The organism is Actinokineospora sp. NPDC051303 (genome assembly GCF_055586285.1).
In genome coordinates this window covers 66,342-81,623 of the sequence record NZ_JBVJIN010000023.1, presented here as the reverse complement: position 1 = coordinate 81,623, position 15,282 = coordinate 66,342, and the positions used below count along the sequence as shown (strand labels likewise).

At 64.9% G+C, this 15,282-nt stretch carries 18 protein-coding genes, 1 tRNA gene and 1 other RNA gene; 13 read left to right on the top strand and 7 right to left on the bottom strand.

Going from position 1 to position 15,282, the window contains the following annotated elements:
• Nucleotides 1–21: 21 nt before the first annotated feature.
• The 6 genes from ACZ6SD_RS19270 to ACZ6SD_RS19245 all read right to left on the bottom strand — a co-directional run bounded on the left by ACZ6SD_RS19270 (nt 22) and on the right by ACZ6SD_RS19245 (nt 4,133).
• Nucleotides 22–318, bottom strand: coding sequence for a hypothetical protein (locus tag ACZ6SD_RS19270; RefSeq protein WP_465318307.1), 297 nt, complete (start codon nt 316–318; stop codon nt 22–24).
• 75 nt (nt 319–393) lie between these two features.
• Complete coding sequence (locus tag ACZ6SD_RS19265) at nt 394–1,008, bottom strand: hypothetical protein (RefSeq protein WP_465318306.1); 615 nt, start codon at nt 1,006–1,008, stop codon at nt 394–396.
• A 12-nt stretch (nt 1,009–1,020) separates the two neighbouring features.
• Nucleotides 1,021–1,085: hammerhead ribozyme type II (locus tag ACZ6SD_RS19260), an RNA gene on the bottom strand.
• Between the two features lie 364 nt (nt 1,086–1,449).
• Nucleotides 1,450–1,827 carry a hypothetical protein gene (locus tag ACZ6SD_RS19255; protein WP_465318305.1) on the bottom strand — a complete coding sequence of 126 codons (378 nt, stop codon included), beginning with the start codon at nt 1,825–1,827 and terminating at the stop codon, nt 1,450–1,452.
• A 1,061-nt stretch (nt 1,828–2,888) separates the two neighbouring features.
• Nucleotides 2,889–3,098, bottom strand: a complete 210-nt coding sequence (locus tag ACZ6SD_RS19250) for a hypothetical protein (RefSeq protein WP_465318304.1) — start codon at nt 3,096–3,098, stop codon at nt 2,889–2,891.
• A gap of 816 nt (nt 3,099–3,914) precedes the next feature.
• On the bottom strand, nt 3,915–4,133 hold the full coding sequence (locus ACZ6SD_RS19245) for a hypothetical protein (RefSeq protein ID WP_465318303.1): 219 nt from the start codon (nt 4,131–4,133) through the stop codon (nt 3,915–3,917).
• Between the two features lie 93 nt (nt 4,134–4,226).
• Here ACZ6SD_RS19245 and ACZ6SD_RS19240 point away from each other — a divergent pair.
• The 8 genes from ACZ6SD_RS19240 (at nt 4,227) to ACZ6SD_RS19205 (ending at nt 11,532) form a co-directional block, all read left to right on the top strand.
• A tRNA-Trp gene (locus ACZ6SD_RS19240) sits at nt 4,227–4,298 on the top strand.
• A 52-nt stretch (nt 4,299–4,350) separates the two neighbouring features.
• Entirely contained in the window at nt 4,351–5,133 is a 783-nt protein-coding gene (locus ACZ6SD_RS19235; protein WP_465318302.1) for a peptidoglycan-binding domain-containing protein, read from the top strand.
• A gap of 71 nt (nt 5,134–5,204) precedes the next feature.
• On the top strand, nt 5,205–5,627 hold the full coding sequence (locus ACZ6SD_RS19230; RefSeq protein WP_465318301.1) for a phage terminase small subunit: 423 nt from the start codon (nt 5,205–5,207) through the stop codon (nt 5,625–5,627).
• Nucleotides 5,628–5,671: 44 nt separating this feature from the next.
• Nucleotides 5,672–7,312, top strand: coding sequence for a hypothetical protein (locus ACZ6SD_RS19225; RefSeq protein WP_465318300.1), 1,641 nt, complete (start codon nt 5,672–5,674; stop codon nt 7,310–7,312).
• 43 nt (nt 7,313–7,355) lie between these two features.
• Entirely contained in the window at nt 7,356–8,762 is a 1,407-nt protein-coding gene (locus ACZ6SD_RS19220) for a phage portal protein (protein ID WP_465318299.1), read from the top strand.
• A 224-nt stretch (nt 8,763–8,986) separates the two neighbouring features.
• A complete protein-coding gene (locus ACZ6SD_RS19215) occupies nt 8,987–9,853 on the top strand; it encodes a VG15 protein (protein WP_465318298.1) in 867 nt (288 codons plus the stop codon).
• Nucleotides 9,854–9,881: 28 nt separating this feature from the next.
• Nucleotides 9,882–10,409: a hypothetical protein gene (locus tag ACZ6SD_RS19210; RefSeq protein ID WP_465318297.1), complete on the top strand. Its 528-nt coding sequence runs from the start codon at nt 9,882–9,884 to the stop codon at nt 10,407–10,409.
• Nucleotides 10,410–10,530: 121 nt separating this feature from the next.
• Nucleotides 10,531–11,532 (top strand): phage major capsid protein, encoded by a 1,002-nt coding sequence (locus ACZ6SD_RS19205; RefSeq protein ID WP_465318296.1) that lies wholly within the window; start codon nt 10,531–10,533, stop codon nt 11,530–11,532.
• A gap of 47 nt (nt 11,533–11,579) precedes the next feature.
• On the opposite strand, the gene ACZ6SD_RS19200 is transcribed toward ACZ6SD_RS19205, so the two are convergent.
• Entirely contained in the window at nt 11,580–12,476 is an 897-nt protein-coding gene (locus ACZ6SD_RS19200; protein ID WP_465318295.1) for a pentapeptide repeat-containing protein, read from the bottom strand.
• 423 nt (nt 12,477–12,899) lie between these two features.
• Here ACZ6SD_RS19200 and ACZ6SD_RS19195 point away from each other — a divergent pair, with 423 nt between their 5' ends.
• The 5 genes from ACZ6SD_RS19195 to ACZ6SD_RS19175 all read left to right on the top strand — a co-directional run bounded on the left by ACZ6SD_RS19195 (nt 12,900) and on the right by ACZ6SD_RS19175 (nt 15,254).
• Nucleotides 12,900–13,205: a hypothetical protein gene (locus tag ACZ6SD_RS19195; RefSeq protein WP_465318294.1), complete on the top strand. Its 306-nt coding sequence runs from the start codon at nt 12,900–12,902 to the stop codon at nt 13,203–13,205.
• The gene (locus ACZ6SD_RS19190) at nt 13,202–13,537 is read left to right on the top strand and encodes a hypothetical protein (protein ID WP_465318293.1); all 336 of its coding nucleotides are present in this window, start codon (nt 13,202–13,204) and stop codon (nt 13,535–13,537) included. The genes ACZ6SD_RS19195 and ACZ6SD_RS19190 overlap by 4 nt, the downstream gene beginning before the upstream one ends.
• A complete protein-coding gene (locus ACZ6SD_RS19185) occupies nt 13,537–13,890 on the top strand; it encodes a DUF5403 family protein (protein ID WP_465318292.1) in 354 nt (117 codons plus the stop codon). Before ACZ6SD_RS19190 ends, ACZ6SD_RS19185 begins: the two co-directional genes overlap by 1 nt.
• A complete protein-coding gene (locus ACZ6SD_RS19180; RefSeq protein ID WP_465318291.1) occupies nt 13,887–14,369 on the top strand; it encodes a hypothetical protein in 483 nt (160 codons plus the stop codon). Before ACZ6SD_RS19185 ends, ACZ6SD_RS19180 begins: the two co-directional genes overlap by 4 nt.
• Before the next feature lie 126 nt (nt 14,370–14,495).
• A complete protein-coding gene (locus tag ACZ6SD_RS19175) occupies nt 14,496–15,254 on the top strand; it encodes a phage tail tube protein (RefSeq protein WP_465318290.1) in 759 nt (252 codons plus the stop codon).
• Nucleotides 15,255–15,282 lie beyond the last annotated feature (28 nt).

The window sequence follows — 15,282 nt, the reverse complement described above, 5'->3', positions numbered from 1 at the left end:
TCACCATCTCAGAGTTGTTTCTCATTCGCCTTCCGCCCAGTATCGGAAAACTTGTTGTGAGTCCAATGTTTCCGCTTCCTCTGGACCGTTTGCCTCGATAGTCACCAGCCACCGCATCCACCCGTCGGATTCCGGTGCTTCATCGCAGTTGAACAACACGCCCTCGAATACAGCGGCGACAAGTGGCCTTCCTCCGACATGACTGAAGCCAGGGGCAGCGCTCTTCAATTTCGCGTCGGTGTTCACACCAACGACCGTGTATTTTTTAGTATCCGTTTTACTCATGGCGACCTTCCAATCTAGCAGGCTCGTCGGCACAGGGATGCCACCCCCGCGGACAGGGGCGCCCCCCTGTTTCGCCTCAACTCCTGTGGTTTGGTGTGGGCCTGCGGTTCAGACCCCCGCGTCCTCGCGTGCCCACTGCTCCCGTGCGTCGTCCAGCACATGGGAAATGGTGCACTCGTGGATAAACGCGGCTTCGACGAGCGCGGCCGACCGCTGGGTGTTCCCCCCGGTCAGAACGAAGAGTGCCTGCATCAATGCAGCACGCACCTGACTGTGCGCCGACAGGCCGTCTTCGGCGTGGGTGTAGTAGTCGCCAACTAGAGCGACGTCGGACTTGTCCAGCGTGGACAGCGCATGCATTAGAGAGTCGGCCATCCGCAGATGTTCCGACTCTACGTCCTTGGCCCACTTTTCCCGCATGACTTGGAGGTTGTAAGCGACGTCCTCACCGTTGTCGATCATCACGTTGTAAAGTTCGTTGGCACGTTCCTCGTCCCCTCCTACCAATTCCGTTAGCGAGAGGATGAGTGCACGCTGGACTAATGCGTATGGCTGAGCCTGGTCGAATCCTTGATGTATCGCCTCATGCGTGTTATCGAGTGCGTAGAAGGAAACGACCGACTCGTCGGTGCTGTTGAACTCGGACAATATTGTGCGCAGCTTGTCCGCCATGCAGATGTGCGCAGCTTCCTTATCGGAGAACGGCGTGGCAGTGGTGCTCATGGGGTCCTCTCGTTACGGCAGGCTCGTCAGCGCAGGGATGCCAGCCCTGCGGACCCGACCGAAGTCGGGTTTCGCCCTCAACCGGAGACAGCAAACGCCATTTCTTTCAGAGCTGCGGGAATGGTCGAATAGGGAAGCGAATGGTCTAGACGATCGAGCTCTTGATCTGTAAGTGGTCCAGTCCAAGACTCCAAAAGGTCACGGGGTATAACAAGGCCCCTACGGGGGCCAAAGAAGTCAGACATGACACTCCCTTAAATGGCAGGCTCCTCAGCGCGGGGATGCCGCCCCGCGGACAGGGGGCTCCCCCCTGTTTCGCCCTCACTCATGCGCAGTCGTCGAACTTGGTCATTGATTACTTCCTTTCCGGCAGGCTGATCAGGGCGGAGGTCACCCCCATCAGACCGAGACTGTGTTACAAGTTACACACTTGGATGCAAGTTACCCACTTAGGGACATGAATACGACGTCCGGTTCGCCGGGTGTCCAGTTCGATTCTCGGCGGATCTCGGAGAACCCGAATCCTCTGTAGAAGTCTGGCAGGAAACCGTCGAAGCAGTCGAGTGCGCAAGCGCCAACAGAGATCGCTTCCGTCACCAAAGACTTGCCCCGCCCCTTGGTGGTACTGAACAGCCCGATCAGGTCAGCGTCAGTAGACACGCCGAACCCACTGCTCAGGTCGTCACTGAGGTAGTAAGTGGCCGTGTCCGGCATCTCCTCCGGAGAAGAGGTAGCCGCCGCGATGCGGGCAGACCGGTCCCGGGCCACGGCGAGCGCGTCACGGTAGGTCTCGGCGGAAACCTTGAACAGCTTCGTCAAGTCCACTCCTTACGGTCCGATTGGTCCACGTGCCTGCCGCAGCTTCTGAAGCGCGCCGTCCGATTTCGACGGGGCGGCAGGCTGATGTGCGTTACAAGTTACACACTTGGCCACAAAAAGCGTCATCATTCCTGTCGGGACGCCGCGCGCGATGGTCGTCCGCGCGCTTTCCCGAGGTGTCGGCTGGCCCATCCACGTGCCACCAAAAGGTGGCTATCGGGCTGCCCGTATGCGATGACGCAGTCCGGTTACTCACTATTGATTTCTCAAGGAACAAGGCGGGGGGCGGATTCTTCCGGACCTGGCAGCCATTTCTGGCGACCGGTTTCCGGTCCGTCTTCCCGGTGGTTCAGACTCTAGCAAATCCGCTTCGGACTTACAAGTTACACACTCTGTGGCACCTTTGGCGCGCTATGGATTGCCCCGGGTGGATTCGTCGGTTCGGGTCAGACTCCCTATCACGTTGCGCCCGTTGCGCAAGTGTTCGGGAATCTTCACAGCGTGCGCCGTGCCGTTCCGACTCGTCTCCCTGGGGCCGCTTCCGTCACGGTGCGCCCCCGGTACCGGTTTGGAATCTACGCGATTCCTTTGCCGATGTGCAAGTTGTAATTTGAAGTTGGTTCAGCTTCGAGTCATTCACCTCCGCTCCCTTCCGGGGCGGGTTGGCCTGACAACGAGAACGCTAGTGCAAGTTACACACACGCACAAGTCGTCTCTTGTTTTCCCTGGTCGACCCGCTTTCAGGTCTACCGACCGTGTCCACAAGTCCGGTTCCGCGCGGTTTGGCGACGACGTCGCGCCCGTCCGTCGTGCTCCCGGTCTACACGCGGCTTATCTCGTGCGCGGTGCTTCTGCGTTCGGGAAAGGAACCGCGACGGGTGCGCGACCCTAGGGCAGCGGCGAGCGTCAGGCCAGGAGGTGGGGTGTGACCCCCGACGCCTCTAGTGGGGGACCGCCGTGTCTTAGCGGCTGGAAACCCGCCACAGTTCCAAGGTCGGTGGCAACCTGGCGCCGGAACGGCGTGGGCGTCATCTTTGCAGGTCAACGACAGTGTAAGGCGTCTATGAGGAGCGTATTGCCTTGACGATTTCGGCTCGGATTTTCCCTTCAGGCACGCCCGCGGCCTTCAGTTCCTGGCGGCGGCGGATCAGCTCGTCAAGGCGGCTACCCGCGGGGGCCTCGTCCGTGCGGGCGAGCTCGCCGCCGACCACGACCGCACCGAAGAGGGCTGCCTCCGTCGTCGGGTCCAAGGGCTCGCGCTCGTCGCTCATGCCTATCAGTGTACCCGAGTGTGTAACTTGCGTCGAGTGGTCCAGCCCGCCAAGGCTCCAGCGCGAGACGTATGCCTATCAGTGTGCCCTGGTGTGTAACTTGTATTAAGTGGCAGCTTGTCCAGGTTCCAGCGCGAAACGCATACCTGCTCGCTTGGCGCTGCGGGCGGGCATCCGCCCGCCCTGCCAGTGCTCTGAAGAGACGTCCCCTGCCGTCGCCAGGCAAGGTGGTGTGTGCTTCAGATTACATCTCTGGCGAGTTCTAACTGCTTGATCCATAGCCGTACTTCTTAGTGAAAGCCCGAAACGGCAAGCACTCATGCTGACGCCGGGAGGCTTGGCCCCTGGCGGGGCCTCTTGTCGAAACCTCTTCGCTTGGCACGGCCAACTCCCTTATGGAGTTGTCGTTGTTCAACCTGTCTCGGATCGGCGGCGGTTCTTCTGTCCCACGCTGGGTCTTCGAGATCACTGTTCCACGTCGTGAGGTGGTGTATCGCCATGCCCCAGTGGTCCGGTTCCGATCGGCGCTCACGCCTCCCGGCTGACTGGGATCGCATTCGACGTCGTATTTTGCGACGCGATGGTTTTCGCTGCACGCATGTCGATGAGTTCGGCGAGCGGTGCGCAGAACCGGCGAGCGACGTGGACCATATTCTTTCCGGTGACGACCATCGAGACGCCAATTTGACCTCGCTCTGCGGGTGGCATCACCGGAAGAAGTCCTCACGAGAAGGCGCGGCGGCAGCGGCAGCCAACCGAAGGCGACTGACTGCCAAGTTTCGGCGCGTGGAAGTGCACCCCGGCCTCCTGTAAATGTCACAGATTGTTCTGGTCGACCGGAACCACCTCTTGCCAGGGCACGTAGTGGGTGGTCGGCAACCAATCGTCTCTCTCATCCGGGACGTCGACCTGTACGAGTCCCGGCCTCCCCGGCGTCAACATCGAAGCGAGTTTCCCGCGGAACACTGATCCCCTGATGTCAAACTCGACCTCGTATCCAAGATAGCCTACCAGTTGATCTTTGGTCAGCTTCATTTCACCTTCTTAGCAGACAGGTGCGAATGTCGCCACTCCTGGGCGGCGCATAGATTTTCATCCGCCAGACTGGTATCGAAATATCTCCCCTTTGGCGCGTAGCTCAGTGGTCAGAGCAGCGGTCTCCAAAACCGTGTGACGCAGGTTCGAGTCCTGCCGCGCCTGCCGAGCATGTCCGTCAGCAATTCCGCTGTCCGGTTTTCGCACTCTCAACGAATTGGAGACGAGCGGTTTGCCCAACTACCTTCTGGCTCCCGCGCTGGCCACCCTCCGAGATCAGTTCAACGCGAGGTTCCCGGGCCGGTCGACGGCTTCGGACGGCTGGATTGGCGACGCGGCGCACCGCAAGCGGGGCTCCGCTTCCGACCACAACCCGTGGGTCGTGATTGACGGCCAGGCGTATGTCACGGCGCTGGACATCACCAACCATCCGGCGATCGGGCTCGACCTGAACAAGTTCACCGACCAGCTCCTGGTCGCGTGCCGGGACCAGGGCGAGAACCGGCTGAAGTACGCGATCCACCGAGCACTGATCATGGACACGCGCCCGCAGTTCCATCCTTTTCAGTGGCGTCAGAGCTCTGGACACTGGGCGCACGCGCACTTCAGCGTGCATTCCGACCGGCGCCTGCTGGACCCGCGCCCGTGGAACATCCCCATGCTGACCGGCGGCAGTGCACCTGCACCTGCCCCGTCGCCTGCCCCGCGGCCTTCGGCTCCTGCCTGGCCGCTCGCGCATCTGCGCGGGCACTACTTCGGGAACGCAAAGGGGCCAGCTCGTTCTCACGGCGGCTTCTACGCCTGGGAGAGGCCGCACGTGCGGGCGATCCAGCAGGCCCTTCAGCGCAAGGGATACGCGCCAAGTCATGCGGGCTGGGCGGACGGCCTGTTCGAGTTGCCCACGGTCGACGCCGTGGCGCGCTGGCAGCGTGACCACATGCCGGGCACCCAGTTCTTCGGCCAGGTGTGGACGGATGACTGGGCGAAGCTGCTCGGCTGACCTACCCAACTCGCGCCAGCCCCGTTCTCCCCTGCGGGGCTGGCGCCCGCCACGCGAGGAGGTGACCGAGAATGCCCGGCCCGGTCCCCGACCGCGAGGCCAACCTCGCTCGCCCGCGCGAGCGCAAGGGCAAGGACACCCAGTCCGTTACCCGCGGGGAACTGCGCGCGGTTACCGTCCCGCACCCCGACAAGGACTGGCACCCGATCGCGCTCCGCCTATACAAGGCGTTGAGGAGCTCGGGCCAAGCCGACTTCTACCAGGACAGCGACTGGGCGTTCGCGTACTCGCTGTGCGAAGACCTCAGCTACTACAAGAGGGCGTCGAAGCGTTCGGGCCAGATGCTTCAGACCATCTACTCGGCATTCGAGCGGCTCCTTGTCGCCGAGGGGGACCGCCGCCGCGTGCGAATCGAGCTGCACGAGCCAGAGGACGAGACCATTCCGGCTTCCGTGACGGCCATCGCCGACTACCGCCGGGAACTCGGCGTGTGAACCGGGCCTGATCACCCCCTCGGCGTGCGCTGAGGAGGTGATCGGTGGCCGACGTGCTGACCGCCGAAGAGATCGAGGCCCTGGCACCGATCTTCCTTGGTCCAACCTGGCGGCGCACCTCGCTCGGCGCCTGGGAGCTGCCACAGCGCACCCTGGGTTGGCAGATCGCAGGGTGGTGCGCGGACTACCTCCTCGCTGAGGACGGCGGGCCTTGGCGTTTCACCAAGGAACAGCTCCGCTTTGTCCTGTGGTGGTACGCGATCGACGAGGCTGGGCGCTTCGTCTATCGCAAGGGCGTGCTCCAGCGCATGAAAGGCTGGGGCAAAGACCCCTTGCTCGCCGTGCTTTGCCTGGTCGAGCTCGTAGGCCCGTCGCGGTTCTCCCACTGGGACGCCAAGACTGGGGAACCGGTCGGTGTGCCGCACCCGCAGGCGTGGGTGCAGGTCACCGCGGTCAACCAGTCGCAGACCCAGAACACGATGTCGCTCATCCCCTCGCTGATGAGCGAGCGGTTCAAGACCGTCTACCGCATCAAGGACGGCGCGGAGCTGATCCGCGCCAACGGCGGCAAGTGCCGCCTGGAGGCCGTCACCTCGTCGTACCGCGCGCTGGAGGGCAAGCGGACGACGTTCACGTTGCTCAACGAGACCCACCACTGGGTCTTGGGCAACAACGGCCACAAGATGTACGAGACGATCGACGGCAATGCGACTAAAAAGGACAGTCGCTATCTGGCGATCACCAACGCCTATCTGCCTGGTGAGGACTCCGTCGCCGAGCGGATGCGCGACGCCTGGGACAAGATCGCCGAAGGCCGTGCCGTCGACATCGGCTTCCTCTACGACTCGATCGAGGCCCACCCGAAGACGCCGCTGACGCCCCTGGCGTTGCGGATCGTCATCCCCAAGATCCGCGGTGACGCCGTCTGGCTCAACGTCGAGACGATCATCCTGTCCGTCCTGGACACGACGCTGTCGGCGTCGCGGTCACGGCGGATGTGGCTGAACCAGATCGTCGCCGAGGAAGACGCAGTCTACGGGCCCGCCGAGTGGGCGGACTGTTACCGCGACGGCGCGGTGCTGCGCCCCAGCGACGAGATCGTGCTCGGGTTCGACGGCGGCAAGACCGACGACGCGACCGCCCTGGTGGCGATCCGGATCTCAGACGTCGTCGCGTTCGTCGTCGATGTATGGGAGCGGCCGGACGGCCCGCGGGGCGAGGGTTGGCAAGTCAACCGCGATCAAGTCGACAGCATGGTGCACGAGGCGTTCCGGCTCTACGAGGTGAAGGCGTTCTACGCCGACGTCGCCCTATGGGAGTCGTACATCTCCGATTGGGCGGCCGAGTACGGCGAGGGCCTGTCGGTCAAGGCCGAGGGCCACAACGCCATCGCTTGGGACATGCGGTCCTCCCTCAAGCGCGTGACCCGAGCGCACGAACGCCTCATGCGCTCGATCTTCGACGCCAAACTCGGCCACAACGGCGACCTGGCGCTCAAGCGGCACGTGCTCAACGCACGGCGCCGCAGCAACAACCACGGCATCTCCTTCGGCAAGGAGAGCGCCGACTCCCCGCGCAAGGTCGACCTCTACGCCGCGCTGATGCTCGCGCACGAAGCGCTCTACGACCTGCGTACGCGCGGCAAGAAGACCAAGAAGCGCTCCGGGCGCGGTTTTTTTTTGTGAGGTGGTGTGTAACTTGTACGTCACTTCTGCGTCTCCCGCATCCTTGGCGAAGCACCTCCTGGGCATCCTGTATCGCGACGGCGACCGGCTCAAGCGCATCGACGATTACTTGCACGGCCGCCACGACGACCCGTACATGCCCGCCATGGCCGATGACGAGTACCGGCTCATCGCCAAGCGCGCGGTGTCCAACTGGCTGCCCTTGCTCGTGGGTACACCAGCCCAGGCGCTTTGCGTAGACGGCTTCCGGCGCGGCACGCGCGGCGAACTGCCACACGGCGGCGACGGCGCCGAGTTGCCTGAATGGGACCACTGGGAGCACTCGCGCCTGAGCGCCCGGCAGACCGCGATCTACCGTGGCGCGCTGACCTACGGGCACAGCTTCGCGCTGACCGAACGCGCCAAAGGACGAGTGATCACCAAGGGCCTGTCCGCGCTGCGAACCGCCGCACTGTACGAGGACCCGGCCAACGATGAGGTTCCGTTCGCGGCACTGACCATCGTGCAGCCACCACGCGCGGACACCCGAGGCGTGGCCCGGCTGTTCGACTCCCGCAACGAGTACCGGGTCACCTTCAAGTCGCTGTCCGACCTGAACAGCGTGAAGGTGCACAACGGCCGCCGTCACGGAGCGTCCGAGTGCCCGGTGACCCGATTCGCCGCGCTGGTTGACCTGGAGGGCCGCACGGTCGGCGTGATCGAACCGATGATCGCGCTCCAGAACCGCATCAACCAGAGCGTTTTCGACCTGCTGATCGCCCAGACCTACGGCTCGTTCAAGGTCCGCTTCGCCACCGGCATGGCGCCACCGGTCGAACGCGACGAAGACGGCGAACCCGTTCTTGATGAGACCGGCAACCAGAAACCCTTGCCGATCAACGCCAACGCCAAAAGGTTCTTGTTCGCCGAGGACCCCGATGTCAAGTTCGGGTCGCTGGCCGAGACGCCGTTGGGCGGGTTCATCGAGTCGATCGACATGTCGATCCGCCACTTGGCCGCGATCTCCCAGACACCGCCGCACCACCTGCTCGGGCAGATCGCGAACCTGTCGGCGGAAGCCCTGCTCGCTGCCGAAACCGCTCTTAGCCGCAAGATCGAAGAGTTCCGCAGGGTCTTCTCCGAGGCGTGGGAACGAGTCTTCCGACTCGCCGCCGAACTCGCAGGCGACACCGCGTCCGCGGACGACGTCCACGGCGAGGTGCTCTGGCGCGACATGGAACAGCGGAGCCTGGCGCAGTCCGCGGACGCCCTCGGCAAGCTCGGAGACCAGCTCGGCATCCCCAAACGCGGCCTGTGGCGGCGCGTGCCCGGCGTCACCCAAACCGAGATCGACTCGTGGGAAGAGTTGCGCGAGGAGGAGGACGCCGAGCTCCAGCTTGCGCAGTCGCTTCGTCGCGCCATCCCTTCTGCACCCACAGAGCGTGCTGACACGAAGCCGCGGGCAGCGTGACAACAGGCTTGGCTGCGGCGACTCCTCCCTCGCAGGTCGAGGCCGACGCCGTTTCGGTCGCCTACCACCTAGCCCTGACCAGGATTGGCGTCGCGACGATCGAAGAGGCCCTGACGTTGTGGACCGCCGTTCCTCCGACCAGAACAGCCGCGCTCAGCGCGGCCTGGTTGGCGCGGGCGGTACGACTGGTCATGTCGCGGAGGCGTCAGTCACGTGATTTGGCAATGGCGTACTACCGGCTCGCACGCGCGCTGCACACCGGGACCACGATCGCCGACCCACGACGTCCCGACCCACCCCATGTCACCCTTTCCATGCTGCGCGCCGAGTTCGCCGCGCTGGCACATCCCGAAACGACCCCGGAGGGCATCGAGCCAGCAGCCAGTACGTCGGACCTTCGCACGAAGGATCTGGCTCGGGAAAGTGAACGGCCGCGACAGGAGCGGCCCGCGGACCCGCACGAGGAAGACCTCGTCCCCGTCGAAGCCCTCGACGGCCTTGACCGCGAGTTCGAGCGCCTGGAGCGTGCGGCCGAAGTCGAGGCCCGTGTGGTGCTGGAGGCGCTGGGGTTGGACAACCTCGACCGCAAGCTCGGAAAGATCGACAAGCAGGTGTCAGCCGCCACGGTGGACGCTAAGCGTGAGGAGGCCCACCGCAAAGTGGGGGCTCGCCAGGCCGCTGCCGCCGAACGGATCGTCATGAACGGCGCCAGGAGCGCCACGTGGGCAATCGGTGAGCGTGATCAGCGGGTGCTGGGGTACGTCCGGCTCTCGCGCACGGGAACTCCGTGTGGCTGGTGCGCGATGCTGATCTCGCGCGGGGCGGTCTACCGGTCGAAGGCATCGGCCACCTACGCGGATGGCGACAAGTACCACGATGGTTGTCACTGCTACGCGGAGCTGGTCTACAGCGACGAGCAGTACGACACCTCCTCGCTCACCGAGCTCAACCGCAGATACGCGGTTCAGTGGCCGCGCGTCACCCGAGGCTTGAGTGGCAAGGCCGCCGTCTCGGCGTGGCGGCGGTTCATCCGCCAGGAGCAGCGCGATGCGCTCCTGGTCTCCGCCGCGCGTCTTGGCGACGCTGCGTGAACCCGAGAACTGCCCAGGAGGCGTTTCTTTGTCCGAGCCCGCTCAGCCCGCGTCGACCACCGAGGAGCCGAGGACCGATGACCAGCAGGCCGCGGGGAGCGCAACGGCCCCCGAGGTCAGCGAGGTGTCCGGCGACGGTGCGACGGCCCCCGAGGTGAAGCCCGAGGACGAGCTGCCCGAGTGGGCGCGCAAGGAGCTGACCAAGGTTCGTGGTGAGGCCGCGAACTATCGGACCCAGCTCCGTGAGGCGCAGAAGCGCTTGGAGGCGGCCAAGACTCCCGAGGAGTTCACCGCGGCGACCGCCGAGCTGTCCGGCAAGGTCAACGAGCTGGAGGGGCAGCTTCTGCGCGAGAAGGTCGCCCGCAGGTACGAGCTGCCCGAGGAGCTCGCCGCGCGGCTGCGCGGCACGACGGTCGACGAGCTGGAGGCCGACGCCAAGTCTCTCCAGAAGTTCGCTGTGCCCGCGGAGCCCCCGGCGCTGGGTGGTGGTCTGAGTCCTGACGACGGCGACGACGAGTTGGACCCCCGCAAGCTCGCCCGCCGCACCCGGCGATAGCCGCCCCACCGAACCCCCTGCCTTTCCGGCCGGGGTTCCTCATGCCTGAAGGAGCCACACTCTGCCCACCGCACAGCACCAAGTCGTCAAGCCGGAAAAGCTGATCGCGACCGCCATCGGGATGCTGGAGCAAGAGCTCGTCATCCCGAACCTGTTCAAGAAGGAAGGCGTCGACCAGTTCAAGGGCGCCAAGGACGACACCATCACCGTCAAGGTCGAGGGCGTCCTGCCGTTCCACGAGTACGCCTGGCGCAACGACCGCTCGACGGGCATCAAGTTCGACGACTACGCCGAGCGCAAGATCGCCCTCACCTTCGGCGGGAACTTCTACAACGGCGTGCGCCTGACCGACGAGCAGAACGATTTCGACATCGACCAGTGGGGCAAGCTCCTACGTCCCCAGGTGAAGGCTCTCGGCCGCGGCTTGGCGCGGCGCTGCGTCGCCACGCTCACCAGCGCGGCGTACAACGTCACCATCGGCAACGCGATCGGCAACCTGCGAGGCGCGCTGATCGAGGCCCGGCGCGTGCTCAACAAGTTTCAAGTGCCCGATGGCCGCCGCTACATCGTCGTGGGCAGCGACTTCGAGTCGGCACTGCTCAACGACGACAAGCTCAACCTCGCGCAGTTCGTCGGCGACAGCGAGGCGGAGAGCGCGCTGCGCCAGGCCAGTCTCGGTCGGCGGTACGGCTTCGAGTTCATCGTCGACCAGACCATCGCGGGCGACGAGGCGTATGCCTTCGTCGACCAGGGTTTCATTTTCGCGACCGCCGCGCCGAGCGTGCCGCAGTCAGCTCCCTTCGGTGCGACCACCTCCTTCGAGGGACTCGCCCTGCGCTGGCTGCGCGACTACGACACCGAGTTCATGCAGGACCGTTCGTTGGTCAACTGCTACGCGGGCGTGCGCGACGTCAAGGACGTCCTAGTCGGCTGGGACGAGGCCAACAAGCGCGAGGTCGTCTCAAGCGGCGAGCACTTCGTGCGCGGCATCAAGCTCACGCTCGACGGTGCCTCGAACTACCCGCCCGCAGCCTCCGAATTGGCCCGGATTACGGGCATCAGCGACGTCCGCGTGTGGACTCCGACCGGCCCCAAGGCAGCGACCGACCCAGCCAATGCCTAAACCTGTGTGCTCCGTTCACACTGAGAGGCTCGCTACCGGTATGGTGTTTACCACCACACACCTTTTGTCTCGGTGTCGGTGGTTGCTGCATCGATTTTGGTGTCGTCGTGTCGAGTATTGGAGAGGTTGGCTCCGCGCAGATCCGCCCCGCGCAGGTCAGCCCCGCTCAGATTCGCCCCGGTCAGATCGGTGTTGATCAGGTATGCCCCAACCAGATTCGCCCCGCTCAGGTTCGCCCCGGTCAGATTTGCATCGCTCAAGTACACCAAGCTCAGGTCAGCCCCGCTCAGATTCGCCCCGCTCAGGTCCGTCTCGTTCAGGTATCCCCCGCGCAGGTTCGCCTCAGCTAGGTAGGCGCCGGTGAGATTGCTGTCAAATAGGCAGCCCCCTTCCAGAGCGAACTCGCGGTCGGGGGTGGTATTCACGTCGTACTCACGATTGCGCGCAGTCAGCATGGTCAATGCGGCCTGGATGTCGGGAGCAGTGCTGTCCGCGCAGTATGTATCAGTGATTGGATTAATACGCTTGATGGTGGTAGTGACGAACGTGACCAAGACGTTAACGATGGTTGGTTGGTCGCGGGGAGAGTCCGCAGCCAAGCGTTGCAGGGCATAGATGCCACCTAGGCGCGCTTGGAGATGCTCTGGGCCAGCCTGGTCTAGTTGCTCGACGGCTTTGGTGTAGCGATCGGTGTACTGGCCTTGTTGGGCTACCTCGTTCTGCCGGTGGGCGGCGGCAACTTGGTCGCGCGTCGCGCTCAGAGACAGGCCGGTGAACACGAGGGCACCGATCGCGGTGAGCGCGGTGATCAGGTTGGCGATGGTTTGCGAAGTCGAGTGCGCCACAGCCGGGGTGCCGATGGGTGGGGCGATATTCCGGGGGCGTGGGCGCATACGTGCTCCCGCGATGCCAAGGGAGCGACGACGGTGCGGCATGTTGTTCATACGCCTAAGAAATCACAACCCTCGTTGTCACCTTCCAAGGCAGGTAACCCGAGCATGAGCGGACGAGGCAGTTGCCTCGGTCGTCTGGCACCAACAGTACGTCCCTGACAGCGGCGGACCCAGCACAAACACACCTCGCTACTCCGTAAGTCGCTACCCGATCACCGTCATCTAGTCCGTGTTACGGGTCCAGGCAGAGCACGCTACGCAGGCGGTGCGCATCCAGAACAGGCGTGCTAACTCAGCGCACGTAAGGAGGTCACCCTGGAGCCCTTCGCCACGCTGGAACAGCTCAAGGCCCGCGTGGATTGGACGCTCGACGACGACGAGGAGCGTCTCGGTGTCGCTGCTCTGGCTGACCTGTCCGGGTGGGCGCGCCATTACGGCCGCCCTTGGCCCGATCCTTCGGCTGCCCCGCAACTCGTGCGCACGCTGGTCCTGGGCGCGGCCGTGCGCTATCTGCGCAACCCGGAGGGCTACACGCAGTCCCGCGCGGGCGACGAGACGCTCGCCTGGTCCGACCAGGGGGACCGCGCGGGTGCCGCGCACTTCAACCGTGACGAGGTGGCTGCGTTGACCGCGTTGTCCGGCAAGACCGCGCTGTTGTCGGCGCCCGTCTCGGTGTGGGGTCCGCAGCGGCCACGTTCCGAGGTCGGCGCCGGTTACGTGCCGGTAGTCGGTGGCGGCAAACGGTTCCCGATGTTCTCAGACCCGGAAAGTCCCTGGTGAGTCATCAGCGCAAGCGCGGGCAACTTGCCCGCGTCTGGAAGACCGTCACGACCACCGACCGGCGCGGGAACCACGTTCAGCGCGCCGACCCGGCCAGCCCGCACGAGGTGCGCGCGGCGTTCATCCCGCAGCGCTCCTCGAAGGCCGAGGTGCCTGGACAGCAGCAGATCAACGTGACTCGGATGATCGTCGCCGCACACCTGCCCGAGGTGAGCCTCTGGTCCCGGGTGGAGTGGCGCGGCCGACAGTGGGACGTCGTCTCACCACCGCAGTACCACCACGGCACGCGCCGCACGCGGCACTGGTCGCTCGACATCCGGGAGCGCCCCTGATGGCCCAGGTCTACCGGCGCGTCGGCCGACGCAAAATCGAACAGGTCATCGCACAGCATGAAACCGTGCAGCGCCGCTTGGACGACATCACCCTGGATCGCGCGGTCGAGGCCGAAGCCCGGCTCAACGCACACCGCCACGCGGGCGACGCCCGGATCACCGTCGAGCAGGGCGATGTGGACCGCTACGTGGTCCTCGACGACGAGCGCGGCCTCCAAGCCGCCCTGTCGATCGAGTACGGCCGCAAGCCCAAGCCCCCGTCCGAGGAGAACCCGAGCGGCACCGCGGGCATGGCTGGTTTGTGGGTCCTGCACGACGCGATGGGCCTGAAGCGACCGGGAGACGCCAAATGATCGACCTCCCGGCCAGCGTCTTGGCCCTCGCGGAACTCCAGCCCATCGAGGACATCTGCCTGCGCATCCTCCGTGACGGACTGCCCGATGTCCCGGTCGTCAGCCTCATCGCAGACGACGCGCCCGGCCTGTTCGTGCTCGTGCGCCGCCTGCCCGCCCTGGGCGACTGGCGCGGCGATCCGCGGTTCACCGACCAGGCCCGCTTCTCGATCAACGTGTTCACCCAGGACCCGGACGGTGACGAGAAGGGCGCCCTGGTCTCCGAGGCCGTGCGCGTGGTCATGCGCAACGCTTGGCTCGCGCACGTCTCCTATCCCGGTTTGGGCTCGGTGATCCGAATCGCGATGCGCGGTGAACCCTCCCGCAAGCCCGACTGGGCCACCTCTTCCGGCCCGGTCCAGTACGCAGACCTGCCCACCGGCATGTGGCGCTACGAAAGCACCTACGACATGGCGATCCGCAAGCCGCGCAGCCGCTGACTTCTCCCTCCCCACCGCGCCCGTGCCGGGCGGACAGCCATACCCAAGTGGGTAACTTGTAACTTTGCGTGCGCTCGCTTCGCGCATCGTCATCCCGGCTCGGCGCCAAGCCCTTGGATGTGTAACTTGGCAATCAACGACGGTGCCACTCTCGTCATCGACACCGGAAACTACCTGGTCGCCCCCACCGGCACGGAAATGCCAAGCGAACTCACCTCGCCAGCGTCGCCGTGGGAGTCGGTCGGGCACACCTCCCTGGAGGAGCTGCTCGGCGTGACCTCCGAGGGCGGCGAGGCCACCGTGCTGGCCACGCTCCAGAACAAGACGCTGCGCACCAAGTACAGCGCGCGAACCGAGCGGATGACCTTCACGCTCCAGCAGTTCGACCTCAAGGGCCTGCGTCTTTTCTACGGCGCGAACGCCCCGTTGCTGGCCAACGGCACGCTCGGAGTCCCCGTCGATCCGAAGCCGACCGTGTGCGCGTTCCTGACTGTCTTTGTCGACGGTGACAATCACTTCGCCTTCTATGCTCCTAAAGCCGAAATCTACCGCGCGGACGACCTGTCCCTTTCGGACACCGAGTCGTTGGCTGGGATGCCAATCGGCGTCACCCCGCTCGCCCACGGCACCAACACGTGGACCTACGCGGTGACTCCGCTGGCATCGACCCCCGCCTCGATCCGCGCCGCGGGCGCGGTCGCAGGCACTCCCGGCAGTTTCACCCCGTCCGGAGCGGCGCTCCCGGCGAACCTGGTCGCGCTGCGGTCCGGCTCGATCACCGCTAGCCCGATCGCCGCGTGGATCACCGGCCAGCGCGTGCTGCTCGGCGACTCCACCGCTGCCCACTGGGACGGCGACTCGTGGGAGTCCGGCCCCGCGGCCTGATCCGACGCCTCTCCCTTCTGCCGCATCC

Bases quoted from the DNA above. Each gene is read 5' to 3' on its own strand.
- ACZ6SD_RS19245 (WP_465318303.1), bottom strand. From the start codon at position 4,133: ATGAAGCTGACCAAAGATCAACTGGTAGGCTATCTTGGATACGAGGTC.
- ACZ6SD_RS19185 (WP_465318292.1), top strand. From the start codon at position 13,537: ATGGCCCAGGTCTACCGGCGCGTCGGCCGACGCAAAATCGAACAGGTC.
- ACZ6SD_RS19265 (WP_465318306.1), bottom strand. From the start codon at position 1,008: ATGAGCACCACTGCCACGCCGTTCTCCGATAAGGAAGCTGCGCACATC.
- ACZ6SD_RS19230 (WP_465318301.1), top strand. From the start codon at position 5,205: ATGCCCGGCCCGGTCCCCGACCGCGAGGCCAACCTCGCTCGCCCGCGC.
- ACZ6SD_RS19180 (WP_465318291.1), top strand. From the start codon at position 13,887: ATGATCGACCTCCCGGCCAGCGTCTTGGCCCTCGCGGAACTCCAGCCC.
- ACZ6SD_RS19215 (WP_465318298.1), top strand. From the start codon at position 8,987: ATGGCGTACTACCGGCTCGCACGCGCGCTGCACACCGGGACCACGATC.
- ACZ6SD_RS19250 (WP_465318304.1), bottom strand. From the start codon at position 3,098: ATGAGCGACGAGCGCGAGCCCTTGGACCCGACGACGGAGGCAGCCCTC.
- ACZ6SD_RS19200 (WP_465318295.1), bottom strand. From the start codon at position 12,476: ATGAACAACATGCCGCACCGTCGTCGCTCCCTTGGCATCGCGGGAGCA.
- ACZ6SD_RS19205 (WP_465318296.1), top strand. From the start codon at position 10,531: ATGCTGGAGCAAGAGCTCGTCATCCCGAACCTGTTCAAGAAGGAAGGC.